Here is a 26,457-nt window from a genome sequence, read left to right as displayed (position 1 = left end):
ATGGCGCCTTCTTTTTCAGGAGTTCACGAGCGGAACGGAGTCGATAGGCCTAGACCTGTCGCCCGATTTCTTCCATTGCTTCCTGAATTTCCAACCACTCTTCTTCCAGCGTTTGATGCGTCTTGGTGAGCTCACCATGTTCGGTCATCAAGGCGGGGCGTTGGTCCTTGTAGCTGTCGGAGTAAAAGTCGGGGTCTTGCATCAAGGTATCCAGTTCCTGCAAACGCAGCTGAGCTTTCTCCATGGCTGACTCCACTTTCTTCAAGCGGCTTTCCAGTGGCTTGCGTTGTTGGGCCTGCCGTTGACGCAGTTCGGCTTCCTGACGGCGTTGAGTCTTTCGGTCTGTGCCTTCAGCACCTGTATCCGCACGCGCTTCCTGGCGAGCTTCCGAGCGCGATTGCGCGCTGCGGGCCAGTAGCCAGTCGCGGTAGTCTTCCAGGTCGCCATCAAACTCCTGAACCTGGCCATCGGCCACGATCCAGAAAGAATCAACGGTAGAGCGCAGCAAATGGCGATCGTGCGATACCAGCAGCACGCTGCCACCGTAATCAGCCAAGGCTGTCGCCAGGGCCTCACGGGTATCCACGTCCAAGTGGTTGGTTGGTTCGTCCAGCAGGAGCAGGTTGGGTTTTTGCCAGACAATCAGGGACAGGGCCAGACGTGCCTTTTCGCCACCGGAGAAGGGGGCGGTCAGGCTGGTGACCATATCACCGCTGAAACCGAAGGAGCCCAGGTAATTACGCAGTTCCTGCTCGCGTACATCCGGAGCCAGACGCGCCAGATGCTGCAGGGGTGTGGAGTCCGGGTCAATGGAGTCCAGCTGGTGCTGGGCAAAGTAGCCGATCACCAGACCTTTGGATTCCAGGCGTTCGCCTTTGATAGGTTCCAGCTTGCCGGCCAAGGTTTTGACCAGTGTGGATTTACCCGCACCGTTCATCCCCAAAATACCCACACGGGCACCGCCGCGTACCATCAGACGGACCTGGCTCAAAATGGCCTTGTCCTGACCGGGGTAACCCAGATCGGCCTGATCCAATGTCAGCAAGGGATCGGGTGTGTATTCGGGCGAGGGCAGGCGAATGGAAACGCTTGATTCGTCGCGCAAGAGCGTCACGGTCTGCATGCGGGCCAAAGCCTTGACGCGGCTTTGCGCCTGTTTGGCTTTGGTGGCCTGGGCCTTGAAGCGGTCAATAAAACCTTGCAGACGCGCGGCTTCACGAGTTTGACGCTCGTAGGCGATCTGGCTTTGTTGTACGCGCTCGGCACGTTGCACCAGAAAGTCGTTGTAGCCGCCTTTGTAGCGAACCAGCTTGCCTTGATCCACGTGCAGAATCGAACGGGCCACCGCATCCAGAAACTCGGTATCGTGCGAAATCAGCAGAACCGTGCCGGGGTAGGAACTCAACCAGCGCTCCAGCCAGAGCATGGCGTCCAGATCCAGGTGGTTGGTCGGTTCGTCCAGTAAGAGCAGGTCCGAAGGGGCCATCAGGGCACGGGCCAGGGACAGGCGCATTTGCCAGCCACCGGAAAAGTCGCGCACAGGCAGCATCCACTGATCGGGGCGGAAACCCAGACCGGCCAGCAGTTGCTCGGCACGCGAGGGGGCGGACCAGGCATCGGCTTCGATCAGGGCGTTTTCCAGTTCGGCAATGGCTTGGCCATCGCTGTCGGGCGTATTGGCACGTTTTTCCTGCAAGGCACGCAAGCGCTCGTCGCCATCGATAACAAATTCGCGGGCAGGGCGGTCACGGTCTGGAATGGTTTGGCGCACACTGGCCACTTCCCAGACTTCGGGGATGCTCAGGTCACCCCCGTCCAGATCCAGCTCGCCTTGCAGCAAGGCAAACAGCGAGGATTTACCCGCACCGTTCTTGCCCACAATGCCCAGGCGCTCGCCCGGGTTGACGATGAAATCAGTATTGTCCAGCAGGACTTTGACGCCGCGACGCAGCGTAATTCCAGTTGCGCGTATCACAGAGCCAGTTGCTCCCGGCTTAACAAGAGAATCTGGTCTTCAGCGGTTTCCGTGCTCAGCCAGATCGGCTCCAGCTCCGGGAAAGCGGCGATGAAATTGTCGTACTCATTGCCGATTTCCAATACCAGCACACCTTCGGGTGCCAGGAAGTTGGGGGCCGCTTCCAGAATGCGACGCACCAGATCCATACCATCGTCGCCGCCAGCCAGGGCCAGTTGTGGCTCGTGCTGGTATTCCTTGGGCAGGTTTTGCATGGACTGCTCATTCACATACGGTGGGTTGCAAATGATCAGGTCGTAAGCGCTTGGCGGCAATTGATCCAGCAGATCGCTCTTGTACAAGCTCATGCGATCGTTCAGCTCGAAGGCATCGATGTTTGACTGGGCCACTTCCAGCGCGGCGTCGGACAGATCCACGGCATCGACCTGGGCTTGTGGGAAGGCCAGTGCCGTCAAAATAGCCAAACAGCCCGAGCCAGTGCACAAATCCAGGGCGTTGTAGATGGCATCGGGGTCCGCAATCCAGGGTTGCAACTGCTCTGCCAGCAATTCAGCAATGGGAGAGCGCGGCACGATGGTGTCGGCGGTGACGCGGAAGCGATGGCCTTGCAGCCAGGCTTCGCCAGTCAGGTAGGCGGCGGGCACGCGCTCGTTGCAGCGTCGTGAGACCAGGGCCAGATAGGCAGCGCGCTCGGACTCCAGCACGGTGGCATCCAGATACGGGTCCAGCGTGTCCAGGGGCAAATGCAGGGTGTGCAGCAGCAGATAGGCGGCCTCGTCCCAGGCATTGTCACTGCCATGGCCAAAGGCCAGCTGACAGCGGTTGAACTGACTGACGGACCAGCGCAACAAGTCACGCACGGTGCGCAGTTCCTGCTGGGCTTCCAGCAGGGAGGAATGATCGATGCAAGGGCTTAACAAAGCAGGGATTCCAATGTACGGCGATAAATGTTTTTAAGAGGCTCAAGATCAGCCACAGCAACGTGCTCATTGATTTGATGGATGCTGGCGTTGAGCGGGCCAAATTCGACCACTTGAGGGCAGATTTTAGCGATAAAGCGGCCATCCGAGGTGCCGCCTGTCGTGGACAGATCGGTTTCCACGCCGGTTTCGGTTTCAATGGCCTTGGCAAGAGCCTGGCTTAGCGGTCCGGCCTCTGTCAGGAAGGGCTCGCCACCCAGTGTCCATTCCAGTTGGAAGTCCACACGATGGCGGCGCAGGATGGATTCCACTTCGGCTTGCAGACCGGCAGGTGTCTGCTCGGTGGAGAAGCGGAAGTTGAAATGCACATCCAGCTGACCGGGGATCACATTACCCGCGCCAGTGCCGGCATGAATATTGGAAATCTGAAAGCTGGTGGGCGGGAAATCGATATTGCCGGCGTCCCACATGCGGTCTGTCAGTTCGTGCAGCGCAGGGGCGAATACATGCAGCGGGTTGATGGCCAATTGCGGGTACGCCACATGGCCTTGGCGACCCTTTACGATCAAGTGGCCGGACAGGGAGCCACGACGGCCATTTTTAATGGTGTCACCTAATTGGCGCGAGCAGGTAGGTTCGCCCACGATGCAGTAGTCCAGCTGTTCGCCACGTTCTTTCAGCACTCGGCAAACATGCACCGTGCCGTCGGTGGCCGGGCCTTCTTCATCCGACGTCAGCAGCAGGGCAATCGAGCCTTTGTGTTCAGGATGGGCCTGTGTAAATTCTTCAACTGCGTGGATGAAGGCCGCAATCGAGGCTTTCATATCCGCCGCACCACGGCCATACAGCTGACCGTCGCGCACGGTGGGTTCAAACGGGGGCGAGTCCCAGGCCGCTTCCGGCCCGGTAGGAACCACGTCTGTGTGACCGGCAAAAACAAACAAGGGCGCCAGGGTGCCACGGCGGGCCCACAGATTGGACACCGGGCCGCTGGGCAGATGTTCCAGGCTAAAGCCCGCTTGCTCCAGCCTTGCGCCCAGCCATTGCTGGCAGTGGGCGTCCTCAGGGGTGACCGAGGGGCGGGCAATCAGGGCTTTGAGGGTGTCTAGTACAGAATTGTCAGTGCTCATGTTCAGGCGCGAAGTAAATCATTAATACTGGTCTTGGCGCGGGTACGGGCATCCACACGCTTGACGATGATGGCGCAGGCCAGGCTGTACAGCCCATCGGCCGAAGGCAGGGAACCAGGGACCACTACCGAACCGGCAGGGACACGGCCCTGGTAAATCTTGCCTGTTTCGCGCTCGTAAATTTTGGTGCTTTGCGACAGGAAGACGCCCATGGCCAGCACCGAGTTCTCTTCTACGATGACCCCTTCCACCACTTCGGAACGGGCACCGATGAAACAGTTGTCCTCAATGATAGTGGGGTTGGCCTGCAGAGGCTCCAATACCCCGCCAATACCGACGCCACCCGACAGGTGAACATGCTTGCCGATCTGGGCGCAGGAACCAACGGTGGCCCAGGTATCCACCATGGTGCCTTCACCGACATAAGCGCCGATGTTCACAAACGAGGGCATCAGCACGACATCGGGTGCTACATAGGCGCCTTGGCGTACCACAGCACCGGGAACGGCGCGAAAGCCTGCCTGAGCAAACGCAGCCTGGTCGTGCTGCTCGAATTTCAGAGGCACCTTGTCATAGAAGGGAGCGGGCTCGCTGGCCATGACGCGGTTTTCGTTGATCCTGAAGGACAGAAGAATCGCTTTCTTGACCCAGTCGTTGACCTGCCACTGTCCGTCGATTTTCTCCGCCACACGCAGGGAACCGTAATCCAGCTTTTCGATCACGGTATGGATGGCCGTGCGCAGTTGAATGCTGTGTTCTTGGGGGGAGAGGGAAGCTCGCTGTTCCCACGCCGATTCGATCAGACTTTGGAGGTCGCTCATAGGCTAGGCTCTGTGAATGCAGGCCGTCTTTGGCAGTATCGGGATACAGAAGGCGCATGATGCGCGGTTTACCACCGCAGCGGCCGAGCTTGAATGGAGGCAACAGGATAACCGAGTCTGCCCCTTCCATGCACGGTTTTGTGGCTTTCTTTGTCGCTTTTGAGGACAGATGCGTGTGGGATGCAGTCTGTCAGCAAGGCCAGGAAGGTGGTGTGTTGGCCAAGTGAACTTCATGTGCAGATGTGAATGCGGAGGCCTGCAATATCTGTGTTGGATTTTTTCTGTTTACTTTATTTCTGAAGTTGTTATTCTTTTTTCTTGTGGTTCGATAATTATTTTTCTACTTACCCTTGTTTTTCTTATCGCAGCTATTTTGTTTATTTATTATTGCTGCTGCTCAATTCAATCAGCTACGTAATCAAGTATTTCAAGATAATAAAAAATAAGCATGTATTGCCATACAAGCTTTGAGTGAAATTCTTGGGCGAGGCCTGATTTGCGGGTGTGTGCTGCCTGATCGTATAGCCTGCTTCTTTCTCGCTTGTCTCTGTAGGGCTTATGTAAAAAGGGCTTAACCCTTTTTCGTCCAGGGTCATGAGTCTATCCATGTTGAGAATGAGGTGGCCTGCAGCCATGCGCTTTGATTCGGTTTCTCTTTTTACATTTTATAAAATTTATCGATTTTTTATCTGCCTAGAATGAGCGTGAAGTGTTTTTTGCTGCATTCAGTTCTTGTTTTTCATTCAAACGGAGGGCTTATGCGATCGATCCTTTTATGGCTTCTGGGTGTTCCTATCCCTATCATCATTTTGCTGGCTCTGTTTTGGCACTAAGGTGCGTGCGATCACAATCTGAAATAAGGAATCATCATGGCTACAACGCAATTTGGTTCGGATGCAGGTTTGGGGACGCAAGCCGTGGCGGAGTCTTCGCACTCCGCTGTGTCTTGGGGCGCTGTCATCGGGGGCGCGGTTATTGCCGCTGCCATGACGGTGACCTTGCTGGTAGGTGGGACCGGCCTGGGTTTCATGGCGATCTCTCCGTGGAGTAATGACGGGGCCTCAGGCACCACGATGGCTATCGGGACGATTATCTGGCTTTTTGTCACGCAGATCATTGCCTACGGTATTGCGGGCTATGTCACCGGACGTCTGCGTACCAACTGGACAGGTGTTCACGGTGACGAAGTTCATTTCCGCGATACGGCGCATGGTTTTCTGGTCTGGGCCGTGAGTGCGGTTGTCAGCGTCTTCTTGCTGGGATCGGGTGTCGCCTCGCTGGTCTCGGGTACGGCTCAGGCAGGGGCGAATCTGGCCGGGGCTGGAGTGGGAGCGGCATCGGCCATCGTAGGCCAGGCAGGCAAGGATCAGGCGCAGGGCCCCGGCTTGGGCTATTTCACCGACACCTTGTTGCGTCCGGCAGATCCTGCCAATGCGCCTGCTCAGACTGGCAACCCGGAGCGTGAGGTCAGCCGGATTCTGGCTCGCAGCCTTAAAGAAGGGGAGGTGTCCCAGCAGGATCAGGATTACTTGCTGCGTTTGGTGGCCAACCGTACCGGCTTGACGCCCGAGCAAGCCAAGGAGCGCCTGGACTCCGTGCAAAAGCAAGCCAAGGAAACAGCCGACAAGCTGGAGCAGCAAGCTCGTGAAGCGGCTGACACCGCTCGCAAGGCTGCCGCTGCTTTCGCGCTGTGGGCATTTGCGTCCTTGCTGGTAGGTGCCTTCGTGGCCAGTCTGGCTGCAACGATTGGTGGACGGGCGCGTATCACGCGTTAAGCCCCAGTCATGATGCCAGGCCGCTTATAAGTTGAGGCGGGCAGTGCAGGCCCCTGGATGTCAGAGCTCCGGGGGCCTTTTTGTTTCTGCTTCCATCAAGTTGCTGTCTGGTCAGTTCCTTCAAGGAACACGAATAAAGTTGCTGGGTGCTTGCCCCAAGCGGCGACGAAACATGGTGGAAAAGGCACTGGAGCTGTCGTAACCCAGATCCAGTGCAATCTGTGTGACGGATTGGCCGGCCGACAGCTTGGCCAGAGCCGCCAGCAGACAGGCTTGTTGACGCCATTCACTAAAACTCATGCCGGTTTGTTGCCGGAACAGGCGCGTAAAACTGCGCAGGCTTTTATTGATTTGCCCGGCCCACTGTTCTGGCGTGCTTTGAATATTGGGCTGACTTAAAAAGTCTTTGCAGAGCTGGGCCAGGGATGGGTCTTGAGGGATGGGGGCAAAGAGCGGCATGGTTTGCGCCAAACCGACTTCATGCAGAAGCAGTTGAGCCAAGGCGTCGTCGCGGCCATCTTCCTCGTACAGAGCGGGCAAGGCCAGGGAGGCCAGCAACAAGTGATGCAGCAAGGGCGTAATGACCAGCACTTCGCAGTGTGTGCTGCTGCGAGGTGCTGCTTCCGGCTCTATATATAAGCTTCGGGTGCTGGCGCTTTGCATGCGAACGCGATGGCGTTTGCCAGCTGGAATCCACACGCCACTATAAGGTGGAATTACCCAGGCGCCATCGTCGGTTTCGACTTCCATCAGCCCGGTCATGGCATAGAGCATTTGCGCCCGTCGGTGCACATGAAAGTCCAGCAGCGTGCCCGGCGCGTAGTCCGTGCCAATCGCCAGCAAGGGGCGAGGGGTGGCATCTACGCTATCCAGTCGTACATTGTGCATAAGCAAGCCTCTGGCCGGAACGAAAGTATTGTTGACCGGTTTTAGCATGCCAGCCAAAGCAGGGCGACCTATTCTTGGGTTTTGTCATCTGTGTTGATGGGCGGCTATGTATTTTCTATTGCTGTTTTTTGGTTTGCTGGCTGGCGTGACCACCGTGCTGTTTGGCTTCGGTGGCGGTTTTGTGGTGGTTCCCGTGCTGTATTCGGTGCTGATTGGCATGTATGGCGTGGACAGTCAGATGGGGCAGGCGGCCATGCATATTGCGGTGGCCACTTCCACCTGCGTCATGATTTTTGGTGCTGGCCTGTCTACCTGGCGCCACCACAAGGCGGGCACTGTGCCTTGGGGGCAAGTGCGCCCTTTGCTCCTGTTCATCGCCTTGGGGGCGATTCCCGGTGCGGCAGCAGCCATGGCCTTGAGCGGGTCCTGGGTACGTTGGGTTTTTGTGGTGTATCTGGGCCTGACGATTCTGGATAGCCTGTTTCGTTCCGGCTTCACCCAAGAGTCCAGCAATACCATGCGCCCTTTAAGCAAGGCCAGTAGTGCTGGGGCCGGGGTAATTATTGGTGCGATTGCCGCCTTTTTGGGTGTCGGTGGTAGCGTGATCACTGTCCCCTTGATGCGTCGACGCGGTGCCAGCATGACCGCTGCCACGGCCGCAGCCAACCCCTTGTCCTTGCCGATGGCGGTGGTGGGGAGCCTGACCTACGCCATGCTGGCCTGGAATGCCGATTCCTTGGGGGCCTGGCATGCAGGTTATATCGACTTGCGCGCATGCCTGGTGCTGGTGATTGGCTCCTGGCTGGGGATTCGCTTCACCTCGCGCTGGATCGGCAAGATCCCGGACAGCATTCATGCCAAAGCCTATATCGCCTTGTTGGGGCTGGTGTTTTTGGTGATGCTGCTGGTTTAAGCGTTGCAGGGGTGGCCTTGCGCCACCGATCCTTCCAAGCTTGAAGGCTTCACTTTTCCTGTTTTGAAAACTTGTGTTTTTTTGTTGAGTGCGGCGAAATGCAGTGCTTGGTGTGCTGCATTTTTCCCTATACTGAGCAGCACAGCACAAACAGGAGTGGGGCAACATGACAACAGAGATTGCAGTGGTCTTGGGTCTGGCTTTAATCGCGATTGTCTTGTTTGCTACAGAAAAACTCCGAATAGATGCTATCGCCTTGCTGGTGCTCAGCACCTTGGCGGTTCTGGGTTTGGTGACTCCCGAGCAGGCCGTGGGTGGTTTCAGCAATCCGGCCACGGTTACCGTCGCGGCCATGTTTGTGCTGGCTGCCGGGCTGCAAAATAGCGGGGCGCTGTCCGGGATTGGGGATTTGCTGAGCAAGGCACGCTCCCCTGTGCAGTTTCTGCTGCTGTTGTTTCTGGTTCTGGCGGTGATTGCTCCTTTCGTGAACAACACGGCGGTGGTAGCGGTATTCATTCCCATCGTCATGGCCGCCTGCGCACGGATAGGCATGTCGGCTTCCAAAGCGCTTATCCCCTTGTCCTATGTCTCGCAAATGGCCGGGGTCTGTACCTTGGTCGGGACCTCTACCAACCTGCTGGTCAATGCCATTGCCCGCGATCTGGGCCATCCCGGTTTCACCATGTTCGAGTTCACCGCCTTGGGGGTGATCTGTATGGCTGTGGGGTGTCTTTATTTGCTGACGATAGGGCGCTGGTTACTGCCCGATGCCCGTGGCGGCGAGTTGGTCGAGCAATATGAGCTGGGAAAATACATTACCGAGCTGCGGGTGATGCCCGATTCTTCCCTGATTGGCCAATCGGTGGGCGATGCCAAGCTGGGCGAGCAATACGGGGTGTTTGTGCTGGAGCTGTTGCGCGGCGATACCAAAGTGTGGGGCCCGCGAGAGCAGAAGATCGAGCAGGACGATGTGCTGTTGGCGCGCGGAGACTGGACCAAGCTGGATGAACTGCGCAAAGAAGCGGGTCTGGAAGTAGACCCCCAGTTCAAGCTGGAACAACAGTCTTTTGAGCAGGTCGATCAGGTCCTGACCGAGGTCATGATTGCGCCGCGTTCGCGTATCAGTGGTCGTACTTTGGGCAGTTTGGGAGCAGGCTGGCACAAGAACGCCACCGTGCTGGGCATTCATCGCCGTGGTCAGGTCTTGCGTGAGCAATTGCGTGCAGTGCGTTTGCAAGTGGGCGATATCTTGTTGATATTGACTCCGGCCGCAGAGGCGGCCGATTTGCGGGCTGACAGCAATATTATCGTGCTGTCCGAGCGCGAGGCTGAAAAGGAAATGGGCTGGCGTGCGCCGTTTGCACTGGTCACCATGGCCCTGGTGATTTTGGTGCCTGCCTTGGGCTGGGTGCCTATCAGCATCACCTCCTTGTTCGGTGCCGTGGCCATGACACTGGCCGGTTGTTTGAAAGCAGATGATGTGTACGACGCCATAGACTGGCGCATCATCATCTTGATGGCGGGCTTGCTGCCTTTGGGTATGGCCATGAGCGAGACCGGCGCGGCCCAGTTTCTGGTCGAAAATACCGTTGGTCTGGTGAAGTCCTTTGGGCCTTTGACCGTGTTGGCCGTGGTCTACCTGATGGCCCTGATGCTGACCGAATTCATGAGCAATGCCGCCGCTGCCGTCTTGCTGGCACCGATAGGAATGTCCACGGCGAAAATGATGGGCGTCGATCCCACTCCATTTCTAATCGCCGTTACCTTCGCGGCTTCCACCAGTTTTGCCACGCCTGTGGGCTATCAGACCAACACCATGGTTTATGGCGCAGGCGGCTATCGTTTTGTGGATTTCCTGAAAGTGGGTTTGCCCTTGAATCTGATTTTCTGGGTGTTGGGCGTGTTGTTGATCCCCGTTTTCTGGCCCTTCAATCCGGCTTGAAGCCGTTACTTGTACGGCAAGAATAAAGGAGACCCTAGTCATGGCCTCACCGGCCCCGCAGACCATCCGGATGATGCAAGGACGAGAGGAACCTGATTACAGGCTTGCGTCACCCGAGGGGCCGGATTGTTCCTTGGGACCTTTCCAGCGATAGCTCAGCAGCAGCACCCACAGGGTGGCCATGCCCAGTCCGTACAACATGGCTCCATAGGAAACGGAAATATCAATACCGCAGACCCGCGAGAAGCGGTCCGCGGTATCGCAGATATTCTTGATCGCCAGTACAAACAAGACGGTGTTGACGGCCATGGCCAGACAAGCGGACACCGCCCGTTCTGCCCAGATCAGACTGGCAACGGCCAGAATGGACAAGGGCATCAAGGAGTTGAGCACACTGGTATGCCAGGCTGAATACGCCTGGGAGGAGTTGAGCAAACTTTCGTTGACGTGCGCAAAGGGAAAGAGCCACAACACAATCAAAGCAGCGCACAGGAAAAAAATCAGTTTCCTGGTGGTGATGTTGAACACGATTAAAAGTAAAAGTTTGCTTTATGAGGATTTCGAGTGTAACTGAACTGTTTTATGCTTAAAGACAAGTTGTGTAAATTTCTCGACACAATTTGCGACAATTTTGTTACTTGAATATGACATAAACAGAAGAATTTTCGAATTTAATCACGTTTTCGTGACAAATTGACGAAGTCTATTCCAATCGTCCACCTGAGGTAAATTGGAGTCTGGATTGTATGATGGCTATCTGGATGAACACTGCAGGAGTAACAAGGATGAAACGTTCCGTATGGTGCTTGAGTGCTGTATTAAGTGTGATGGCCTTGCCCGCCTGGGCTGATAACCCGGCTTGCCAGTATCGGGCTGCCGAAATTCAGAACCAGATCAACTATGCTCGCCAGCATGGCAATGTCCATCGAGAGCGTGGCCTGGAGCGCGCCTTGGCCAATGTGCAGATGCATTGCCGGGACGCGGATTTGCTGCGTGATGTACAGGAAGATATCCGCGAGCAGGAAGAGGACATCCAGGAACGCCTGGATGAAATCGCCGAGAAACGGGCTGAAGGGCGACAAGACAAGGTGGAAAAGCTGGAGAAAAAACTGGAACGTGATCGTGCCAAATTGGAACAACTGCAAGATGAATTGAAAGAATTGCAGGCTCTGGGTGCTCAGTAAAAAGCGTCACCGCAAGCCCTGAGTCTTTTCCTGTTCTGGCGATTGATCGCGTTAAAAAAGCCGGAGTCAGAAATAAATACGTGCTCCCACTGGGGGCACGTTCTTTTGAATCTGAAAGGACTGCTTATAATCACAGGTGCAGTCGGCGCAATGATGTAAGCCGACCAAGCATAAAACAAGAGTGGTATGAGCAGAAAAAGTACAGGTCGTAGCGTTAAAAAAACCAGTAGTAGAAAAAAGACAGGGCAGGCAAACCCGTCCCGATTTTTGAAGTCCGTCCTTGCCGCGGCCCTGACCAGTTTCGGGATTGCAACGGCCTGGCTTCATCCCCAAGGGCCGAACTGGCAAAGTCTTGAATCGTTTCTGGTGTCCTTGGGTTGGCCAGGTGCGACGCAGCAGGATAGTGTGCCTGTTCCGGCCTCGGTCGAGGGGTATGTTCAAACCTCTTTTGCACATTGCCCCCAGTTTTTTCCCGGTTCGCGACCTGTCGTGCCCATGGCTTACACGCAAAGAGAGTTGTGCTTCAGCTCTTTTGCGATTTTGCATAGCGGCCAAACCAAGACGCCGGTGTTTGTCGTCCAGCGTCTGAACCGTCAGCAGATTCAGTCCGCCAAAGGCTTGAAGCGCACGGATCGTTTTTATGCTGAAGGCCGTTTGCCGCAGGCAGAGCGAGCCGAGCTGAATGACTATCGAGGCTCGGGCTTTTCGCGCGGGCATATGGCTCCGGCAGGGGATATGGCGTCGGAGCAGAGCATGGCGCAGAGCTTTTCTCTGGCCAATATGGTGCCGCAAAATCAGGTCCACAACGCCGGCCCCTGGAACAAGATCGAAGCCGATACCCGTAAATATGTGGCGCGTGCCGCAGGCAATGTGTATGTGTTCACCGGACCTGTGTACGAGCGCAATGCGGCGACGATAGGTTCCAGCCAGGTTGCCGTTCCCAGTCATTTGTTCAAGCTGGTGTATGACGCCACCACAGGGCGATCCTGGGTACATTGGCAGGCTAACCAGGCTTCCACTCGTGTTGGACCACCCATCAGCTACGAGGAGTTTGTAAGACGGACAGGCTTGCACTTGCTGCCTGACACCAGTCTGAAAAGATCGGGTTGAAGCAGGCACCTTGGCGTGTGGGCACTAGCCCGTTTTATTTATTGAGTATGGCGTGGACTTGATCTTCAGAAAAATACACGCTGTCCCCGACCTCGAAAACGTGGTAACTGATGTTCTGCTCGCTGACGACGCCCCTGAAATACGCCTTGGGGGTGGCTGGCAGTTGGGTGATACGAACACTGATGTAGCGCTCGCTGGTGTAAGAAACCAGCTGTACATGCATACCTTGCTTCAAATCCAGGGTGCCTGGGAAACGGTCCAGATCGTCATGGCTGACTACAACTCGAAATGCAGTGGGCCTGTGAATGACATAGGCTTCCTTCAGCTGGAGATGTAGAGTCAGGATCTGTTGTGCTTGTGTGCTGATTTGCGCGCCTGGATGTCGGACTTCCTGCTCCAGTTCGGGATTGGGCGTCAGATTCAAGATTTGGGCCAATAGCAAAAATTGTTCGTGAGTCATAAATTGCAAATTATCAGGAAAGGGAATCGACGGGCTTTGGAGGCTCAGGGTACAGTGTTCCTATTGTCCGCGATCGGTTCTGATTTCGATTCGCGGTAATTGCAATAAAGATTTTTTGTAGGGAAAACACAATGATGGTTCGACGTCTGATTCAAAGTTGCGCGGTGCTCGGTCTGGCCGCTTTGATGGCAGCTTGTTCCTCCGCGAAGCCCGGTGGTGGCCCCGTGTCAAAACTCTTTAATGAATGCACCTGGGACCGTGAGTCCTGCATGCACGAGGGCCGTTACGAAGCCGGAGAAAGCGAGTATGCCGAGCGTGAGGCTCGAGATTTGAACCGTCAGTCCGCCGCACGTTTGCGCCGTAGCGGTCTGTAAAAGGGAGTTCTCACGGCAGTGCCGGAGTTGTTCAGCCAAACGAGGTGCTGGCCGTGATTCGTGATGTGTTAGAGCGCCGGCAAACCGCTATTTATTGTGTGGCGATGTTGCTGGCCGCCTGGATGGCCAGTGTCTGGGTGATGCCAGCTAGTCTGGTCGACTGGATCAATCCAGCGCTGGCTTTCATGTTGTATGTCACCTTTGTGCAGGTGCCTATTGCCCAGTTAGGCAAAGCGCTGACCCAGCTGCGCTTTCTGGCCGTTTTGCTTCTGGCCAATTTTCTCCTGATACCTCTATTGGTCTTTGCGCTGGTGCCCTTGCTGCCAGACCACACCATGTTGCGCCTGGGCGTGCTGTTGGTCTTGCTGGCTCCTTGCATTGATTACGTCGTGACCTTTGCTCAATTAGGTCGTGCCGACGCCCGCGCACTTCTGGCCGCTACGCCGGTACTGCTGCTTGTGCAAATGCTGCTCCTGCCCTTGTTTTTGAAATTGGCCTTGGGGGAACAGTTCGGTTTGTACATCAAAGCCGGGCCGTTTCTGAATGCTTTCTTTTACCTGATTCTGATTCCGCTGCTGCTGGCCTGGGCCACCCAGTATCTCGCGGGTAAAAGTCATAGCTGGGCGCAGATAAAAACGGGTTTGGGCTTGGCCCCCGTTCCAGCCACTGCTTTGGTCTTGTTCATCGTCGTGGCGGCTGTTCTGCGACAACTGGAGCCTGCACTGGGTGTCTTGTGGCGAGTGTTGCCGGTGTATGCGCTGTTTGCCATTCTGGCTCCTGTCATCGGCTGGGCGCTGGCACGGCAAGCGCAGCTGGCCGTCCCGTTGCGACGTGCGGTGGCTTTCAGCAGTGCAACTCGCAATTCTTTGGTGGTGCTGCCTCTGGCTTTGGCAATTCCGGGGGCTTTGCCGTTGTTGCCAGCCATCATTTTGACGCAGACTCTGGTGGAACTGCTGGCACAGTTGGTCTATGTGCGTGTGCTGGCTCACTGGGGCCAAAACGAACAGGCTTGAGCGGGTTCTTGAGCAGGCACGCTTTTTATGGTTTGGTCAGTTGCCAGACGTCATTTGTAGCGGCCTTGCCCAGGCTTCGATAATTTTTTAACTCATTGATTAAAAGGGACTTTGTTTGGCCCTGGGCTGAGTCTGCTTCCAAAATGGAGAAGGGGGCGTTTGTCTGCTAATGCCTGTGCAAACCGCTCGCTTTTCAGCAAGAATTTTCACTGGAAAACCGCCGCAAAATTGCGCGGTTTTTTCTTATAGAGCTTATAAAAAAAATCACATGGCAATTGCGTAGCCAAGCTCTATGATCTGCTCCGCCTCAGTCTTGAGTGCAACATCATGTTGCGGGCATGTTCTGTGTCCGCCTTCTATTACTTAGGATATCTTCAAAATGCTAGTTGCCGCTTTTCTGGCGTTTGCAGGCCTGTGCCTGTTCGTTAATGGTGTTCGTCTCTTTTACTCTGAAGGCCATCATGCTGGCAGGCTGGTGGATGCCAAAGATGCTGCTATCGTCAACTTGTTCACGGCCGTACTGGGATTCATCTGCATGTCCCATATCTTGAACCCCGCCAATAGCACCGTGTACTCTCCCTTGTCGGCCATTTATCTGGGCCTGTTTGCCTTGACCTATTTTTGGGTAGGGGTGAACGCGTTTACAGGAAGTGATGGGCGTGCTTTGGGCTGGTATTCCCTGGTGGTCGCTTGCATCGCTGTTCCCGCCGCTTTTACAAATTTGAGTGTAGCCGAGCGGATTTTTGACTACTGGCAAGTCCTGAGCTGGTTGTCCTGGGCAGTGCTCTGGTTCATGTTCTTCTTGCTGCTGGTACTGAATAAACCCATTGCCCGCCTGACTGGGCTGGTGTCTGCCGTGCAAGGGGTGCTGACAGCCTTGCTCCCCGCGCTGCTGTATTTCTGGGGCGTGATTTAAGAGAGCAGGGCGTTTCTTGGAAAGTAAAAAAGGTCCGGTGTGAAAACTGGGCCTTTTTGCTGCCTGATGCCTTCTGGCATAGGGAAGTAAGGGTCGGTTTTCGCTGATTTCCAACCCTGATGCGCTGCGTTTTCAGCCTGGATTTCACACAAGCCGCGCGATCAGATTTCCCCCGCTCTTTTCTTCCGCTTCTGATTGTGTCGTCCGGCATCAAGCAGCACAGCACCCGCGCCTGATAGGGACAACTGATCCCCCGGGTTTCTAAGTGGGCAGTCCGTCATGGACAAACATCCACAGCCTATACAGCCATCCAGCTCATCGCGTAGCTGTGTCAGGCTGAGAATCCGCTCATTCAACATATCCCGCCAGCTCGTGGACAAGGTGGCCCAGTCCTTTGCGTTCAGTGGCCGGCCAGTAGGTAATTCATCCAGGGCTGTTTTGATGGTAGCCAGTGGAATGCCGGCGCGCTGTGCAATTTTGATGACCGCAATTTTTCGTAGAACATTCCGGTGATAGCGGCGCTGGTTACCATCGCTACGCCAGCCATGAATGAGACCTTTGGTTTCGTAGTGATGCACGGTTGCAATGGTGACCCCGCTGCGGCGGGCGACTTCACCCACGGACAGAGGGATGCTGGTATCGATTCTCATGGTGTTTGGATCTCTTGACCTCATCTATACATGAGGTTTTATAAAAGACCACTCTTGCCTATGCAAGCTTTTCAAGCGGCAGGGCTACTTTTAAAAGAATGAGTCGAGATCTTATGAAGAATCAGCAAGCTTGCGCGAGTAGCGGGCAAGGGGTACAGACCGGGTGGGGCGCTTTGTTGTCGGGGGCCAATGCCATGCGTGCCCTCGTCCTGGCCGGTGGAGTGGTATTGCATGCCGTCAATGTCTACATTGTGACCACCATTTTGCCCACGGTTGTGCAAGATATTGGTGGGCTGGATTTATATGCCTGGAATACGACCCTGTTTGTCGTGGCGTCTATTCTGGGTTCGGCTCTGTCACCCAAGTTGCTGGCCTTGACGGGTCCTAAAGGCAGCTATGCCGTCGCGGCCTTGATCTTTGCTGTAGGGGCGCTTGTTTGCGCGCTGGCGCCGAATATGTCCCTTTTGCTGTTCGGGCGCTTCGTCCAGGGGATTGGCGGTGGTTTTCTCTTTGCTCTGGCGTACGCCATGATTCGTCTGGTTTTTGCAGAGCCCTTGTGGCCTCGAGCCATGGCGTTGGTATCAGCCATGTGGGGCGTGGCAACGTTGGCCGGGCCGGCAGTCGGTGGCGTGTTTGCGCAGTGGGGAATGTGGCGTGCGGCTTTTGGATCGGTCGCCTTGATTGCCGTACTTTTTGCCGCTTTGGCATTAGTAGTCCTCCCCAAACGCGAGCAACATGCCGTGGCGGTGAGCAAGGTGGCTATTCCTGTGATTCAACTGCTGTTGTTGACGCTGGCGGTGTTGGCGATCTCTGCCGGTAGTACCTCGGCAGATGTACTGCAAAATGCGCTTGGCCTGGGCTTGGCGGGGGTGTTGGCCGTCGCTTTGCTGGTAGTGGAAAAACGTTCGTCTACCAAGTTGCTGCCATCGGGGGCGTTTCAGTTCAGATCTGCTATTGCCAAACTCTATGCCTTGATGTCCTTGTTAGTGCTGACGGTGACCAGTGGTGAAGTTTTTGCACCGCTTTTTCTGCAAGTCTTGCATCAACAGTCCCCGTTAGTAGCGGGGTACTTGACGGCGCTGATGGGGGCGGGCTGGACGGTAGGGGCAATTATCAGCTCGGGCCTGGGGGAAAAAGCCATTGCGCGGGCGATCATGGCTGGGCCTATCCTGGGACTGCTGGGTATGGTGGGGCTTGTTGTTTTACTGCCAGATACCAGTACGGGTTCCGTCCTGGCTCTGGCCTTGATAGGCGTGGGAGTAGGGGTAGCTTGGCCCCATTTGCTGGTGCGGGTTTTCAAGGCAGTGCCAGCTCAAGAGCAGGAACTGGCGGGGGCATCGATTACAACCATTCAACTTTTTGCAACGGCAAGCGGAGCAGCCTTGGCTGGAATGATTGCCAATGCGGGTGGACTTATTGATCCCGGTGGCGTGGAGGGAACGCGTCAAGCGGCATATTATTTATTTGGAATTTTTGCTGTGGCACCGCTGTTAGGGATAGGCGTGGCAAGGAACTGTCGGGCGTGAATGCTGTCTGATTAATTATGAGCCAGCTAATTTGTTCAGTATTCCGCTAGGGTTAATACTAGAGCGTCCATTGATTAGCACTTATTGATATAAGATTTGGTGCAATTGAGGCTTGGCTCTATATTTTTAATTTTCATGAAGGAGGTTGCCTTGTGAATAGTGCCCCCTTTACTAATCAGGTACCGAAACCCGATCCGCAGCCGAAGCCCATGCGTTGGCCTAGCGATTTTCCGGGTAAACACGATCGGCAGGAATAAGCTCCGAATTTAATCGGGAAGCCGCCTTCAAGGGCGGCTTTTTTGTGTCTGCGCTTCAAGGCTTTCTTTTGTGGGGCTCGGAAATGAGGAGGGGAATCTTTCGGGCTTGATAGTAGGGATATCAGGTGACGTGCCCGTTGCTCTTGCTGCTTCACTAAGCTGTTTGTTGTGGCTCAGCCATCTCTGTGCCGACTTTCTCTTTATGCAGGGCATGGTTTTTGCCTTGTCTGGCTGGCCGTGTTGAAGTCCTCCCCTGAGACTTCCTGACGACAAAATCCCTTCCTCTTGGGCCGGTTTCAAACCGGCTTTGACCTACGTCTATAGAACGATGTCTATACTCCCTTTCAGCTCACCAATGTAGTATAAAGTAACAAATATTCTTCGGTTTGTTGGTCTTTCAGTCAAATTTATGACCTCTTTATACATGAAAAATGTAGTTATCGAGTAAAAAACAGGAATAAATGTTATTTATTGTCAAATGTGACTAGGTAATATAATTACTTGCGAATGATTGTCATTATTGATTTTTTATAAAGGAAAGATGGGGATGAATCGCAATCCAAAGCCAAGCCCAAATCCGGCTCCCAGCCCAAGTCCTGATCCGGCTCCCAAGCCTGAGCCGCAACCCATGCGCTGGCCCAGTGACTTTCCTGGAAAGCACGATCGCTACAACTGATGTTTAAGTAGTGGTGTTCAGGAGAAAAGCACAGTGCCCAGCGGGGTTCCTGCGATTCTGCCCCCCGGCACGTGCTTTTTCTCAGCAGTCTCGAGGTCGATTTCAGTAAATACCGTTGGATTTATCAGATCGATATAGCGCAGCTTTGGTGGGCTCTTATCTGAAAATAACTTTGTTAGCGCGGACAAGCTTTAACTAATGATTGTGAGAGTGGGCTAGCTTCCGTACATAACAATACAAGACGTGCAGCGAGTTGATTGAGTGGTAATTATTAACGGCCAAACAATTACAAGGGAACCAAATCAATAGACGTACTTGCGGTCATGTGGATCGCTAACAGTATTGAACTGGATTCAATACCTAGGCAATGCCGGCTATTTTTTGTTTTTTGAGGAATTCGTGGGGCTTTTATGAAGCCTACGATGTTGAATGCTTGAAAACAGGCTATTAAAAGCTGTTAGGGTATGAAAGTTAAGCCGTTGATTTTGCTTAAAATTGATTTTTCTGAATCAACGGTTTTCATGCTCTGGTGCGAACGGAGAGACTCGTAAAGCCGCATGTATAAACAACTTGGGGTGAATATGCGAGCAAAATGGGAGCAAAAATTATTTTGCGTGCAGCCCGAGATAGCGACGAATCTCAGCACCGGTAATCCTCCCATCAATCTGTTTGATTTTACCCTCTGTAATTCGCTTCTGCAGGGTGTTGTAGCTAATGCGTAGGAACTTGCACGCGTCCTTGTAGTGGTAGCAAACCATATCCTCAAAGGCTTGCTGGGCACCCATTCGAGCTGCTCGCGCAAGCATAGCTTCCAGCTGTTCCGGCTGAAGGTTAATCATTGTGCTCTCCATCAAAAACCCGCCACGGGGGCGGGTAGATTCCAATCTTTGGCCGTTCTGGCCAGGACTTCCATAATTCGATCTTGCATTAGCGGGCCTGTCGGAACTCCCGCAGGAACCGCTGGCGGAACTGCTCTGTATCCAGCTCTGTGTTTCGTACTGCAGTGTTCTCTGGATTGTTCATCCAATTCCACATTGCGGTACTGAGCAGCTGGGCTGCCGTGATCTGCTTTTGCAGGCTCTCGATTTCGCATGCTACGCAGGTGCGACCGCGATGCACCTGGGCTTCACTGTGTTTCTCACAGTTGTAGTTCATGTGTTTTTCCTGATCAAAGAATTAAAGGGGCAGGCTGTCCACCCATTTGAGGAACAGCTCCCAGAGTGTTTTGCGGCCAGCTTCTGCCGCCTCGGGGGAAATGTTCATGCGCCAGGCTCCTTTGCTGCCGGCGCCTCACGCAGCATCTTAAGCAGGGCTGTCCGGTATTCACCCAGGCTTAGATACGAGATAGCGGACGCATCGCAGGCGACGAAGGCCTCAATGTTGGCCAGGGTTTTTTGTTGCTGATCGACTGGGTCTACCATGTCCAGCAGCGCGAGGATATTCAGCGGGTGAGCCACAACATCAACGAATGGCCCGAAGTGCCGATTGCATGCATCTCTCGCATCCTCGGCAGCTCGGCGCAGGCGTTTGCGCTCTTCGTAACTTAGGCTAGCCATTGACTGCCTCCATTCGTATTAACTTCACACGCACCTTGCGGCGCTTGGACTTAGGTTTTCGTGAGAACCAGACTTGCGGGGTAGACCGTGCCTGGCTGTGTGGGTGGGTGTTCATGACTGTCCTTTCATGAAGGTGATCCAGTGGGTGTCGGCGCGTTTGCCGCTCGGGTGGCCGAACAAGGGCTTGTGTGGAGTCAGCTCAAGGATCTGGCGAGTGGGGATCTGGATCTCGTTCCATTTAAAAATCAGCACACCCTCAGGCTTGAGGACGCGGAAGCATTCAGCGAAACCACGGCGCAGATCGTCTTGCCGGTCATCACCGAGGATTCCGTACTTGGCACGTAGCCACGATTCCCGGCCAGCGTGACGCAGGTGAGGGGGATCGAAACAGACAAGACGAAAGCTCTCATCTGGGAAGGGCATGGCCCGGAAGTCCATGTTCAGATCGGGCGTGATGTTGAAGGCCCGTCCGTCGCAAAGTGTGTGGTTCTCGCTGCGGATATCTCCGAAAAGAGCGCGCTGATCCTGCCGGTTGAACCACATCATGCGGCCACCACAGCAGGGGTCTAAAACATTGGCTGTCATTCTGGCCTCACGTCGATTACGTACACTTCGACCGGATCGGGTCCGAAGTGCGGATGGATGATGGTTGCAGTTGTGTAGCCGCGCCAAGGCCGTATCAGGCGGCGCTCGCTGTCGTCGCGCCGGGGATAGCCAAGCGTCAGGATGATGCGGTCGTATGCGCCGTGGCCGTCCAGGCGCGTGCGCCAGTAGTCGTTGCAGAGCCGGTATTCAAACCACTTTTCACCGGCTTTGATCTGCTCGAAGTATTCGCGCTTGAGGGGTAGGACCAAGTCACTCATGGATTTGCTTCCCATCCGTTCTCACCCCAGACCACACAGGAGCGTTCCAGCTCATGGCACAGGGATGCATATCCGTTATTGAAATGACCGTGAGTGCGTGTCTTGTGCAGGAGCACGCGCACTTCCGGATCATGGCGAAGGGTAAAAAATTGCCCCGGTTCGATGTGTCGAAGGCGGGGCAGGGGTTTGTTGCTGTAGGCGCTTTGTGTCATGCGACTTTCTCCCGAGGGGAGATCTGCTGATCGGAGTAGTTGGCCCGCACCAGGGCGTGGGCCAGTGGTGGGCAAACGCTGTTCCCGCACATACGGACCTGGGCCGTTTTGGTAAGTGGGCTGCCGTCAGGCTTCTGATCGATGATGTACGAGTCAGGAAAGCCCTGGGCGCGGTAGAGCTCGCGTGGAGTCAGCATGCGCAGGCCAATGTCCACGATCTGGTAATCGACACCATGGACAGTCACCAGCCCGAAACGATCACGGGTGGGGATTGTGTGTAGAGGCTCGTGCAAACTCACCCCATCCTGCTCATTGCCGTAATACTTCACAAGGAACGAGCGAACCTCCCCAACATGCCCGCCGCCGGCTGTCAGTGTCGGCATAGGCTCGTCATGGCCCTGACCAAACTGGTTGTTGCGTAGCTTCACCAAGTGGCTTGTCACAAGACCAGCAGGGCAGCCAGAGGCCGTTACGGTATTCAACGGCTGCTCAACATCGCGTATACCGTGGCTGAACCGTTTGCCGCCTGCCTTGCCTTCGCCATGCCCCATGTGAATCAGGTTGGCCGTGATCAGACTGTGGTGATCCACGCTGGTGACTGTGCCGATAGGATCTTGCAGGTCGCTGCCCACTACGCCTGTGTAGTGCTTGGCCAAGAATGCCGTCACCATTCCCATCACGTTTCCTGTGCTCATCCGCTTTGTCTCGCCACCGGCCGTGACTGTGTGCAGCGGCTCATCCAAGCCTGTGCCCACCGAGCCAGAGCGAAACTTGGTGATGAAACTGACGCCACCCGGCACGATGAATGGGTTTTCCGCCTCTATCACGTACCGCATCACACCCTTAGCAATGCGCCGGCATGTCGCATCAGCAAGGGGACGCTTGCGTTCAAAGATGGATGGGCACGGGATGGACCAGTCGATGATGTCGGATGCGGGGCGCCAGGCCAGCTGGCCCTTGGCTGGTTTGGCAAAGTGCGTCTGCTGCGGCCATACGATGGGCAGGCCATCACACCGAGCAACCATAAAGAAGCGCTTGCGGATGGTGGGAGCGCCGTAGTCGCAGGCCCGCAGTTCCTTGTATTCCAAGCGGTACCCAAGGGCGCGAAGTTGTTCTTTCCAAAGCTGGAACGTCTGGCCCTTACGCTCAGGGCAGGGCATACCGTCATCCGTCAGCGGCCCCCAGGTCTGAAACTCCTCCACGTTCTCAAGAATGATTACGCGGGGGCGCACGGCCTTGGCCCATTTGACGACAACCCAGGCCAGGCCGCGAATGCGCTTGGATACTGGCTTACCGCCCTTGGCCTTGCTGAAGTGTTTGCAGTCAGGGCTGGCCCATAGCAAGCCGACCGGCCGACCGCGAGTAGCAACGTGTGGATTGATCTCAAACACATCACTGACATAGTGCTCGGTCTGAGGATGATTGATGGTGTGTAGGGCAATGGCCTCTGGGTCGTGGTTGACGGCAATATCAACGTGCCGCCCCAGGGCTTGTTCCAGCCCGGTGGATGCGCCACCACCGCCTGCGAAAAGATCGACCGTGATCTCCGAGGCGATGGGCAACAAAAACTGCTTGGTGGTCATGGGTTGATCCTAGAAAAGAAAAACCCCGGTTGAGTAAATCAAGCGGGGTTATGGGGTGTTGCTGTAGTCGTGATGCTTCATAGGGGAGGCATCCTATGTTTTAGCCACAGGGGTTCGGCTATGATCCCTGCGGATATAGGCAATAGAAATTGTTTGGAGATCATGGATGAGCGAAAAAAAGGGTTGCTTTGAAATTTGGTTAATTGCAGCCCTAGCTGTAGGGGTTGCAATAGGTGTCAGCCTTGGGCTATTTGTTTTCCCCTTTCTTCGGCCGCTATTGGCGGTTGAGGGTGCTGCGGCGTGGGTGCAATCGATTGGCTCAGTCCTGGCCATCTTAAGTGCGGTATATATTTCCTATTACGAATCCAAAAAATCCAAAGAGTTGCGTGTTGAGCAGTGGAGGAAAGAAGAGAGTGACGAGAAAGCTAATCGGAAGAAACGACTAAGATCAATTGTTCGAGTGGTTGAGCGCTGTGGTAAATCAGTAATTTGGGCGTGTGGTGCAGTTACATCACCAACTACGGATTTTGTTCGACTTTTGAGATTTCAAAGATTACGGCTTGTGGCAGTTTTATCTTGGCTTGATCTACTGCCTATTTCCAATGAACCCGGAGTTTTGGTCGCTGGAGATGTGGTTAACTTAAAGTTAAAGATTACCTTGGTTATTGACATTCTTGATAATTTGGAACCTATTCCTTTGGGGCAAAGCGGCCCAGCTGAGCTAGATGAAACTGTGGCTTGGGTATCCAATTTGCTTGAGGAACTAGCTGATTACGCAGATCACTATAAAGGGGACTACGATGAGCTTCGCGTTCCAGATCTTTAGATGCGGACTTAAGGTCGCCACTCCCTTCCAGGGCTTCGACCAGATCGCTTATCATCCTGGCCAGCTAGGAGGTCATCAAGACTTCTGGGGGGGCGGAACTTTCGCTGTCAGCTGCTAGCCCCCACTATCTAGCGGTTTATATCTGTCCGCGCAGCACGGACCTGCAGGTCTGATTGGCAATTAATGCCCAGAGATCAGCGACTGCGTCCTCAATGACCTTGTGGGGGCGGACCAGCTCATACCACATGACCAGCGAGGCCTCATTGATCCGATAGCGAAGGCGGCACTCGACTGCGTACGCTTCACCACCTTCAATAACCTTGATGCCAATTTTGAAAATCTCAGGGATTTGAAGCTTGCCTTTAGCGGCTGTCCCCTGAATATCTTCTTCATAAGTCAATTCGGTTTGACCGTTAGCAAGGCGGATACCGGAAGCAAAGCTCACCTTCTTCTTGGCCTGTAGGCTGCGTGAGATTTCAAGCATGTCCGCGCCAACTGGCTCAACGATATCGGGCAGGTTGCGCTCGATGAATTCCGCGAACTCAGCCTGCTGCATGATTTTCTTGTCGCTACGACTCCACTCGACCCACTCTGCGGTGAAAGGGCAGTCGTATTTGGCTAGGTGATCCCGCCAGCCAGCGTCGTTAACTCCATGATCATTAATGACGCCGACAAAGGATGGCGGGTTTACCTTTCCATAAATCTGGCTTTGCTCAGTGGCGTGAAGGTTGAAATATTGGATAAAACTTTCCGCGTCATCCAGGGTGATCACGCCTTTCTTGCGGTCAGGCGCTGGCTTGTACTTTTCAAGCGAGGTCAGGGCATAGCCGCCTGGTACGACTGCGTATGTGTCATCCGTGGGTTTGATAGCAACCGGTTGACCCAAAGCCGCGCCCGCTTCCAAGGCTGATTCAATAATGCGTTCCATAACAGCTTCCTTTAAACAGATTTGAGGTTTTTGTATTCTTCGCGGCCAATGTCTTTCAGACCCTCAATGGTGATTTGGCGAGGGTCCTGACGTTGAAGGTTGCCTTCTGGTGTGGCCCACATGATCGAGCTACCTTTTTCAAGCTCTGGCACCGTGGACTTGATAGTGTCAGTGAGTTCAAGCTCCCCACTTTTGCCAGGTTTGAACTTGATCTGAAGCGTCAGTGAGCCTGCTTTGCCCGTAGAGATGCAGGCGTTGACGACCGCTTGCATCTTTTCGGTTAACTCGTCGTGTAGAGTTCCATAGCGAAGGTCCTGGAGGACTTCCGCAAACGTTTTATTACTCATGGATATTTCCTTTAGGGATGGGCTATGCTCACGCGGATAAATCATTGCGTGAGGTAAGGGATGGGTAAAGGGCTAAATCTAAGGCAGATAGCAGCTTGGTTCATTGCGGCTATCTGTGGGGGCGTTATTGGTGCGGTGGCCGCCTTGGTGGTGGTTGGCTGGCTGGGCGGCAGGCCTAGTATATTTGGAGCCGATTGGTGGGATGCATTCACGGCACTTGGAACGGTGGGCACTGTACTGATCTCGCTTACCTACCCTCTCGTTGGGTATATAGGTAGGCAAAAAAAACTTAAGAACGAGAACCTGACTTCTGCTGCTTATTTATCAAATCATATTTATAGGAATTTTTATTCTCTAGCTGAGATCGGGGAGCGACTCTTTTCTATACTCCGTCAGAGCTATGGGAAAGACTTGTGTAAGCTGTTTGAGGATGATCTACGGCGAGTTGAAGCTGAGCTGCAAGAGCGCAGACAACGAGATTACCCTGGTGAGGGAGGGAGGCTCATAGATGAAATGCTGCAACGAAATCAAGAGCTGTTAACTTTCCTTGAGAAATTAGATGATCCCAAATCTACAGTTAGAGTTAGTGGAGATGTCCTGCCTTATATAGAAGATTTACTTAGCTCACTAATTTGGCAGGGAGAGAGAATTGTCTCGTACCGTCGAGAGCTAAGCGGTCAGCTTGCACGATGCGGAATCGAACAGGACTTAATGTGGCCAAAAGTGCGGCCTGGCTATGATGAAAATGTGTTGGGTGGCCTAAGGTCTTGTTTAAAAAATTAGCCCTTTTTACTGTCGAGTAGCTGCATTTGCTCGGCGATGATCTCGGTAGTGAAACGTTCCTGACCGTCCTGGCCCGTCCATTTGCGGGTGCGTAGACGACCTTCCACGTAGACGGGGCGGCCCTTGCGCAAGTATTCACCCGCGATTTCAGCCAGACGGTTGTAGAACACCACACGGTGCCATTCGGTTTCCTCTCGGGGTTCTCCTGTCTGCTTATCCTTCCAGGTAAACGTAGTAGCAATCGAGATATTGCACACGGGGGCGCCACTGGCCTGGTACCGAATTTCGGGATCTCGCCCGAGGTTGCCGACGAGAATTACTTTGTTGACTGAAGCCATAATATTTAGAAGCCCGCTGCGGGGGCGATGTAGTTGAGCAGGCCAGCTGATACCGTGACCGCAGCAGCAGAGCCAAGGCACCAACCGGTGGGGATCTCACTATCAGCGGGTAGTGGCTCCCAGCCGAAACGATGAGCCATATTGGGGCGCAGGACACGCACCCACAGCTTGTCGATCAATAGCCCAGCAGTTACCAGGCCAGCGAGCAACATCAAATAAGCGAGCGCGGTCATAGCGCCTCCTGTTGAGAAAAGAAAAAGAGGCCCCGCACTCGTTCTTGAGGACAGGGCCGATAAGTCATGTGCTGTGGTATCGTTCTGCGAATATAAAAAGCAGAATATTGGGAGGGGTAATGAAACGAGGTTTTTTTGTTTTATTGCTCGCACTATTGATTACTGGTTGCGCAACATATCAACCAGGCTGGGCGAGCCCTTTAGACGAGAAACTGTACTCAAGTCAAAACTATTACAAATCATCCGGTCGATCTGATA

General features: G+C 54.4%; 28 protein-coding genes and 2 pseudogenes. 11 read left to right on the top strand and 19 right to left on the bottom strand.

Annotated elements, in window-relative coordinates; translation table 11 throughout:
* Positions 1-49: 49 nt before the first annotated feature.
* From N879_RS04405 to dapD, 4 genes are read right to left on the bottom strand one after another with little or no spacing between them, the layout of a single operon-like run.
* Positions 50-1,975, bottom strand: coding sequence for an ABC-F family ATP-binding cassette domain-containing protein (locus N879_RS04405; RefSeq protein ID WP_021446738.1), 1,926 nt, complete (start codon positions 1,973-1,975; stop codon positions 50-52).
* Positions 1,972-2,895, bottom strand: a complete 924-nt coding sequence (gene prmB, locus N879_RS04400; RefSeq protein ID WP_009455734.1) for a 50S ribosomal protein L3 N(5)-glutamine methyltransferase — start codon at positions 2,893-2,895, stop codon at positions 1,972-1,974. The genes N879_RS04405 and prmB overlap by 4 nt, the downstream gene beginning before the upstream one ends.
* Complete coding sequence (gene dapE / locus N879_RS04395; RefSeq protein WP_009455735.1) at positions 2,889-4,025, bottom strand: succinyl-diaminopimelate desuccinylase; 1,137 nt, start codon at positions 4,023-4,025, stop codon at positions 2,889-2,891. Before dapE ends, prmB begins: the two co-directional genes overlap by 7 nt.
* Before the next feature lie 2 nt (positions 4,026-4,027).
* On the bottom strand, positions 4,028-4,846 hold the full coding sequence (gene dapD / locus N879_RS04390; RefSeq protein WP_009455737.1) for a 2,3,4,5-tetrahydropyridine-2,6-dicarboxylate N-succinyltransferase: 819 nt from the start codon (positions 4,844-4,846) through the stop codon (positions 4,028-4,030).
* 869 nt (positions 4,847-5,715) lie between these two features.
* Here dapD and N879_RS04380 point away from each other — a divergent pair.
* Positions 5,716-6,621 (top strand): hypothetical protein, encoded by a 906-nt coding sequence (locus N879_RS04380; protein WP_009455739.1) that lies wholly within the window; start codon positions 5,716-5,718, stop codon positions 6,619-6,621.
* A 120-nt stretch (positions 6,622-6,741) separates the two neighbouring features.
* Here N879_RS04380 and N879_RS04375 read toward each other — a convergent pair whose 3' ends face one another.
* Entirely contained in the window at positions 6,742-7,509 is a 768-nt protein-coding gene (locus N879_RS04375; RefSeq protein WP_021446735.1) for an AraC family transcriptional regulator, read from the bottom strand.
* Between the two features lie 106 nt (positions 7,510-7,615).
* Between N879_RS04375 and N879_RS04370 the strand changes: the two genes are divergently transcribed.
* Both N879_RS04370 and N879_RS04365 read left to right on the top strand, forming a co-directional pair.
* Entirely contained in the window at positions 7,616-8,422 is an 807-nt protein-coding gene (locus tag N879_RS04370; RefSeq protein WP_009455740.1) for a sulfite exporter TauE/SafE family protein, read from the top strand.
* Between the two features lie 154 nt (positions 8,423-8,576).
* Positions 8,577-10,364 (top strand): annotated as a pseudogene (locus tag N879_RS04365) (SLC13 family permease); the annotation flags it as partial.
* Positions 10,365-10,460: 96 nt separating this feature from the next.
* On the opposite strand, the gene N879_RS04360 reads toward N879_RS04365, so the two are convergent.
* On the bottom strand, positions 10,461-10,799 hold the full coding sequence (locus N879_RS04360) for a DUF202 domain-containing protein (protein ID WP_230940604.1): 339 nt from the start codon (positions 10,797-10,799) through the stop codon (positions 10,461-10,463).
* Between the two features lie 350 nt (positions 10,800-11,149).
* Between N879_RS04360 and N879_RS04355 the strand changes: the two genes are divergently transcribed.
* Both N879_RS04355 and N879_RS04350 read left to right on the top strand, forming a co-directional pair.
* The gene (locus N879_RS04355) at positions 11,150-11,548 is read left to right on the top strand and encodes a DUF1090 domain-containing protein (RefSeq protein ID WP_009455758.1); all 399 of its coding nucleotides are present in this window, start codon (positions 11,150-11,152) and stop codon (positions 11,546-11,548) included.
* Between the two features lie 267 nt (positions 11,549-11,815).
* Positions 11,816-12,658, top strand: coding sequence for a DNA/RNA non-specific endonuclease (locus N879_RS04350; RefSeq protein ID WP_009455759.1), 843 nt, complete (start codon positions 11,816-11,818; stop codon positions 12,656-12,658).
* A gap of 34 nt (positions 12,659-12,692) precedes the next feature.
* Here the strand turns inward: N879_RS04350 and N879_RS04345 are convergent, their stop codons facing one another.
* Positions 12,693-13,118 (bottom strand): hypothetical protein, encoded by a 426-nt coding sequence (locus N879_RS04345; protein WP_009455760.1) that lies wholly within the window; start codon positions 13,116-13,118, stop codon positions 12,693-12,695.
* Between the two features lie 131 nt (positions 13,119-13,249).
* Here N879_RS04345 and N879_RS04340 point away from each other — a divergent pair, with 131 nt between their 5' ends.
* The 3 genes from N879_RS04340 to N879_RS04330 all read left to right on the top strand — a co-directional run bounded on the left by N879_RS04340 (position 13,250) and on the right by N879_RS04330 (position 15,421).
* A complete protein-coding gene (locus N879_RS04340) occupies positions 13,250-13,492 on the top strand; it encodes a hypothetical protein (RefSeq protein WP_009455761.1) in 243 nt (80 codons plus the stop codon).
* 104 nt (positions 13,493-13,596) lie between these two features.
* Positions 13,597-14,505, top strand: a complete 909-nt coding sequence (locus tag N879_RS04335) for an arsenic resistance protein (protein ID WP_051359113.1) — start codon at positions 13,597-13,599, stop codon at positions 14,503-14,505.
* A 379-nt stretch (positions 14,506-14,884) separates the two neighbouring features.
* Positions 14,885-15,421 (top strand): AmiS/UreI family transporter, encoded by a 537-nt coding sequence (locus N879_RS04330; RefSeq protein WP_021446733.1) that lies wholly within the window; start codon positions 14,885-14,887, stop codon positions 15,419-15,421.
* 161 nt (positions 15,422-15,582) lie between these two features.
* Here N879_RS04330 and soxR read toward each other — a convergent pair whose 3' ends face one another.
* Entirely contained in the window at positions 15,583-16,071 is a 489-nt protein-coding gene (gene soxR / locus N879_RS04325) for a redox-sensitive transcriptional activator SoxR (protein ID WP_009455765.1), read from the bottom strand.
* A 113-nt stretch (positions 16,072-16,184) separates the two neighbouring features.
* Between soxR and N879_RS04320 the strand changes: the two genes are divergently transcribed.
* Complete coding sequence (locus tag N879_RS04320) at positions 16,185-17,597, top strand: MFS transporter (protein ID WP_021446732.1); 1,413 nt, start codon at positions 16,185-16,187, stop codon at positions 17,595-17,597.
* A 1,538-nt stretch (positions 17,598-19,135) separates the two neighbouring features.
* Here N879_RS04320 and N879_RS04315 read toward each other — a convergent pair.
* The 7 genes from N879_RS04315 to N879_RS04290 all read right to left on the bottom strand — a co-directional run bounded on the left by N879_RS04315 (position 19,136) and on the right by N879_RS04290 (position 22,744).
* A complete protein-coding gene (locus tag N879_RS04315) occupies positions 19,136-19,369 on the bottom strand; it encodes a hypothetical protein (RefSeq protein WP_009455769.1) in 234 nt (77 codons plus the stop codon).
* An 88-nt stretch (positions 19,370-19,457) separates the two neighbouring features.
* Entirely contained in the window at positions 19,458-19,685 is a 228-nt protein-coding gene (locus N879_RS04310; protein WP_009455771.1) for a hypothetical protein, read from the bottom strand.
* Between the two features lie 104 nt (positions 19,686-19,789).
* Entirely contained in the window at positions 19,790-20,086 is a 297-nt protein-coding gene (locus tag N879_RS20625) for a hypothetical protein (RefSeq protein WP_021446731.1), read from the bottom strand.
* Between the two features lie 111 nt (positions 20,087-20,197).
* Positions 20,198-20,629 (bottom strand): class I SAM-dependent methyltransferase, encoded by a 432-nt coding sequence (locus tag N879_RS04300; protein WP_009458978.1) that lies wholly within the window; start codon positions 20,627-20,629, stop codon positions 20,198-20,200.
* Positions 20,630-20,667: 38 nt separating this feature from the next.
* Positions 20,668-20,949, bottom strand: a complete 282-nt coding sequence (locus tag N879_RS04295) for a hypothetical protein (RefSeq protein ID WP_009458980.1) — start codon at positions 20,947-20,949, stop codon at positions 20,668-20,670.
* Positions 20,946-21,161, bottom strand: a complete 216-nt coding sequence (locus tag N879_RS20320; protein WP_009458982.1) for a hypothetical protein — start codon at positions 21,159-21,161, stop codon at positions 20,946-20,948. Before N879_RS20320 ends, N879_RS04295 begins: the two co-directional genes overlap by 4 nt.
* Complete coding sequence (locus tag N879_RS04290) at positions 21,158-22,744, bottom strand: DNA cytosine methyltransferase (protein WP_009458984.1); 1,587 nt, start codon at positions 22,742-22,744, stop codon at positions 21,158-21,160. The genes N879_RS20320 and N879_RS04290 overlap by 4 nt, the downstream gene beginning before the upstream one ends.
* A 166-nt stretch (positions 22,745-22,910) precedes the next feature.
* Between N879_RS04290 and N879_RS04285 the strand changes: the two genes are divergently transcribed.
* A complete protein-coding gene (locus N879_RS04285; protein WP_009458987.1) occupies positions 22,911-23,570 on the top strand; it encodes a hypothetical protein in 660 nt (219 codons plus the stop codon).
* A gap of 136 nt (positions 23,571-23,706) precedes the next feature.
* Here the strand turns inward: N879_RS04285 and N879_RS04280 are convergent, their stop codons facing one another.
* A complete protein-coding gene (locus tag N879_RS04280) occupies positions 23,707-24,498 on the bottom strand; it encodes a DUF2303 family protein (protein ID WP_009458989.1) in 792 nt (263 codons plus the stop codon).
* 11 nt (positions 24,499-24,509) lie between these two features.
* Positions 24,510-24,845 carry a hypothetical protein gene (locus tag N879_RS04275; protein WP_009458991.1) on the bottom strand — a complete coding sequence of 112 codons (336 nt, stop codon included), beginning with the start codon at positions 24,843-24,845 and terminating at the stop codon, positions 24,510-24,512.
* Positions 24,846-24,905: 60 nt separating this feature from the next.
* Here N879_RS04275 and N879_RS04270 point away from each other — a divergent pair, with 60 nt between their 5' ends.
* Entirely contained in the window at positions 24,906-25,628 is a 723-nt protein-coding gene (locus tag N879_RS04270) for a hypothetical protein (protein ID WP_009458993.1), read from the top strand.
* Here the strand turns inward: N879_RS04270 and ssb are convergent.
* Together ssb and N879_RS04260 are read right to left on the bottom strand one after the other, a co-directional pair.
* Positions 25,628-25,966: pseudogene (gene ssb, locus N879_RS04265) on the bottom strand (single-stranded DNA-binding protein); the annotation flags it as partial. The gene N879_RS04270 and the pseudogene ssb sit on opposite strands and share 1 nt — an antisense overlap.
* Positions 25,967-25,971: 5 nt before the next feature.
* A complete protein-coding gene (locus tag N879_RS04260; RefSeq protein WP_009458997.1) occupies positions 25,972-26,199 on the bottom strand; it encodes a hypothetical protein in 228 nt (75 codons plus the stop codon).
* Positions 26,200-26,457 lie beyond the last annotated feature (258 nt).

Origin of the sequence: Alcaligenes sp. EGD-AK7 (genome assembly GCF_000465875.3) — a bacterium.
Taxonomy (GTDB): domain Bacteria; phylum Pseudomonadota; class Gammaproteobacteria; order Burkholderiales; family Burkholderiaceae_B; genus Alcaligenes; species Alcaligenes phenolicus.
Note: the sequence above shows the minus strand (reverse complement) of the source record. Positions and strands in the feature narration are given on the sequence as shown.

Coding starts and splice junctions, on each gene's coding strand:
- dapE (WP_009455735.1), bottom strand. CDS start 4,025: ATGAGCACTGACAATTCTGTACTAGACACCCTCAAAGCCCTGATTGCC.
- dapD (WP_009455737.1), bottom strand. CDS start 4,846: ATGAGCGACCTCCAAAGTCTGATCGAATCGGCGTGGGAACAGCGAGCT.
- N879_RS04380 (WP_009455739.1), top strand. CDS start 5,716: ATGGCTACAACGCAATTTGGTTCGGATGCAGGTTTGGGGACGCAAGCC.
- N879_RS04375 (WP_021446735.1), bottom strand. CDS start 7,509: ATGCACAATGTACGACTGGATAGCGTAGATGCCACCCCTCGCCCCTTG.
- N879_RS04370 (WP_009455740.1), top strand. CDS start 7,616: ATGTATTTTCTATTGCTGTTTTTTGGTTTGCTGGCTGGCGTGACCACC.
- N879_RS04355 (WP_009455758.1), top strand. CDS start 11,150: ATGAAACGTTCCGTATGGTGCTTGAGTGCTGTATTAAGTGTGATGGCC.
- N879_RS04345 (WP_009455760.1), bottom strand. CDS start 13,118: ATGACTCACGAACAATTTTTGCTATTGGCCCAAATCTTGAATCTGACG.
- N879_RS04340 (WP_009455761.1), top strand. CDS start 13,250: ATGATGGTTCGACGTCTGATTCAAAGTTGCGCGGTGCTCGGTCTGGCC.
- N879_RS04335 (WP_051359113.1), top strand. CDS start 13,597: ATGTTGCTGGCCGCCTGGATGGCCAGTGTCTGGGTGATGCCAGCTAGT.
- N879_RS04330 (WP_021446733.1), top strand. CDS start 14,885: ATGCTAGTTGCCGCTTTTCTGGCGTTTGCAGGCCTGTGCCTGTTCGTT.
- soxR (WP_009455765.1), bottom strand. CDS start 16,071: ATGAGAATCGATACCAGCATCCCTCTGTCCGTGGGTGAAGTCGCCCGC.
- N879_RS04320 (WP_021446732.1), top strand. CDS start 16,185: ATGAAGAATCAGCAAGCTTGCGCGAGTAGCGGGCAAGGGGTACAGACC.
- N879_RS04315 (WP_009455769.1), bottom strand. CDS start 19,369: ATGATTAACCTTCAGCCGGAACAGCTGGAAGCTATGCTTGCGCGAGCA.
- N879_RS04310 (WP_009455771.1), bottom strand. CDS start 19,685: ATGAACTACAACTGTGAGAAACACAGTGAAGCCCAGGTGCATCGCGGT.
- N879_RS20625 (WP_021446731.1), bottom strand. CDS start 20,086: ATGGCTAGCCTAAGTTACGAAGAGCGCAAACGCCTGCGCCGAGCTGCC.
- N879_RS04300 (WP_009458978.1), bottom strand. CDS start 20,629: ATGTGGTTCAACCGGCAGGATCAGCGCGCTCTTTTCGGAGATATCCGC.
- N879_RS04295 (WP_009458980.1), bottom strand. CDS start 20,949: ATGAGTGACTTGGTCCTACCCCTCAAGCGCGAATACTTCGAGCAGATC.
- N879_RS20320 (WP_009458982.1), bottom strand. CDS start 21,161: ATGACACAAAGCGCCTACAGCAACAAACCCCTGCCCCGCCTTCGACAC.
- N879_RS04290 (WP_009458984.1), bottom strand. CDS start 22,744: ATGACCACCAAGCAGTTTTTGTTGCCCATCGCCTCGGAGATCACGGTC.
- N879_RS04285 (WP_009458987.1), top strand. CDS start 22,911: ATGAGCGAAAAAAAGGGTTGCTTTGAAATTTGGTTAATTGCAGCCCTA.
- N879_RS04280 (WP_009458989.1), bottom strand. CDS start 24,498: ATGGAACGCATTATTGAATCAGCCTTGGAAGCGGGCGCGGCTTTGGGT.
- N879_RS04275 (WP_009458991.1), bottom strand. CDS start 24,845: ATGAGTAATAAAACGTTTGCGGAAGTCCTCCAGGACCTTCGCTATGGA.
- N879_RS04270 (WP_009458993.1), top strand. CDS start 24,906: ATGGGTAAAGGGCTAAATCTAAGGCAGATAGCAGCTTGGTTCATTGCG.
- N879_RS04260 (WP_009458997.1), bottom strand. CDS start 26,199: ATGACCGCGCTCGCTTATTTGATGTTGCTCGCTGGCCTGGTAACTGCT.